Genomic DNA, 1,560 nt, shown 5'->3' with positions numbered 1-1,560 from the left:
GTCCTCGGAAGGATCACGCGGTGGTCGCTCTACGTCACGGACCGGCACTCCGGCGAGTCGCTAGATCGTTGCTCTTCGTACACCACGTCAATGGACTCCAGCGGTGATCGTGCTGGCGGTCCGCTGGTACCTGCGCTACGCGCTGTCGTACCGGGACGTCGAGGAATTCCCAGCCGAACGCGGCCTGGCCGTCGATCATGTGACCGTCTACCGGTGGGTGCAGCCGTTCACCCCCCTACTGATCGACACGGCCCGGCCGTGCCGGCACTCGCCCGGGGACAGACATCCCATGAGTTTGGATGTCAAGCGGCGATCTCCTGTGTGACCTAGTGTGACCAGGCGGTTGCCTCGTCGTAGAGGGTGTGGGTCTTCAGGCAGCCGTGCAGGATCCCGACGAGCCGGTTGGCGAGCTGGCGCAGCGCGGCGTTGTAGCCCATGCCGCGGGCACGCAGGCTGTCGTAGGAGGCCCGGGCCCCCGGAGAGGCACGTAACGCGCAGAACGCCTGCCGGTGCAGGGCGTCGGCAAGCCGGTGGTTGCGGGCATAGCGGGCCAGCACGACCTTCTTCCGCCCGGAGGCGCGGGTGACGGGGCTGGTCCCGGCGTAGTTCCTGCGAGCCTTCGCGTCGGCGTAGCGGGTGGGGGCGTCCCCGAACTCGGCGAGCACCCGGGCGCCCAGGACCAGCCCGAGCCCGGGCTGGGACAGGTAGATCTCAGCGTCCGGGTGCTGGCCAAAATGCGCCTCGACCTGCTCCTCCAGCCTGCCGATCTTGGTGTTCAGGGTGGCCAGGAGCGCGGTCTGGGCACGCACGGTGGCCGCGTAGGCCGCGGTCACCGCCGGCGGCTGACCCAGCTGGAGCGCCTGGAAGGGGTTCCAGCGCGGCTCTTTCGCAGCAGGCGGGCACGTCATACTCGACGACCCGGACCACGTGGGCGTCGTCCGGGTCGAGATCCTCACCGGCTCGGGCCGCCTCGACCAGGCGACGCCGCCGAACACCTTGGATCTTCGGGTTGGCCAGGACCGTCAGGTAGGTCCCGTCGGCATGGACCTTCATCACGGGCAGCTCCAGCTGGGTCGGGGCCCGCCACAGCAGCGCCGCGCCGGTTCCGGCGGCCAGCCCCCAGCCGATGAACGAGTAGAAGTTACGGTCCGCGGTCAGCAGCTCGTCGGGGTTCAGTCGCTGGTACAGCCGGTTCGCCAGCGTCTTCTCCCCAGTCGACCACGCACCGACCTCGGCAGCGAGGAACGCATGCGTGCCGCACTCGGCCAGCGCCACCACCCGCGCCTTCGGGTAGACCGACCGGTTGTCCCCGGATCCAGCGTAGCCGAACGCGGCGGCATTCTTCTCCGTGTCGGACACCTCGACCTCGAACCCGTCGATCGCCAGCAGCCGCCAGCCCCGCAGCCACACCCCGCGGGTGACCGTCTCGCCGACCGGGCCGGCGACCTGCTCGAACACCTCGGCCAGCACCTTACGGCCCAGCCGCTTACGCGCCTGCGTGATCCCACCCAGGGCTCCGGCGTGGACTCTGTTGGCTAACTCTGCGTAACTGTCGAGCGC

2 pseudogenes are annotated in these 1,560 nt (G+C 69.6%); one reads left to right on the top strand and one right to left on the bottom strand.

Annotated elements, in window-relative coordinates:
* Positions 1 to 64 precede the first annotated feature (64 nt).
* Positions 65 to 283 (top strand): annotated as a pseudogene (locus DD1DGNOD_RS10695) (IS6 family transposase); the annotation flags it as partial.
* Between the two features lie 43 nt (positions 284 to 326).
* Here the strand turns inward: DD1DGNOD_RS10695 and DD1DGNOD_RS10690 are convergent.
* Positions 327 to 863: pseudogene (locus tag DD1DGNOD_RS10690) on the bottom strand (transposase); the annotation flags it as partial.
* Positions 864 to 1,560: the final 697 nt, after the last annotated feature.

It is taken from the genome of Candidatus Protofrankia californiensis, from assembly GCF_900634765.1.
In the GTDB taxonomy this organism is placed as follows: Bacteria; Actinomycetota; Actinomycetes; order Frankiales; family Frankiaceae; genus Protofrankia; species Protofrankia californiensis.
The sequence above is the reverse complement of the archived record's forward strand: the minus strand, read 5'-3'. Positions and strand labels throughout refer to the sequence as shown.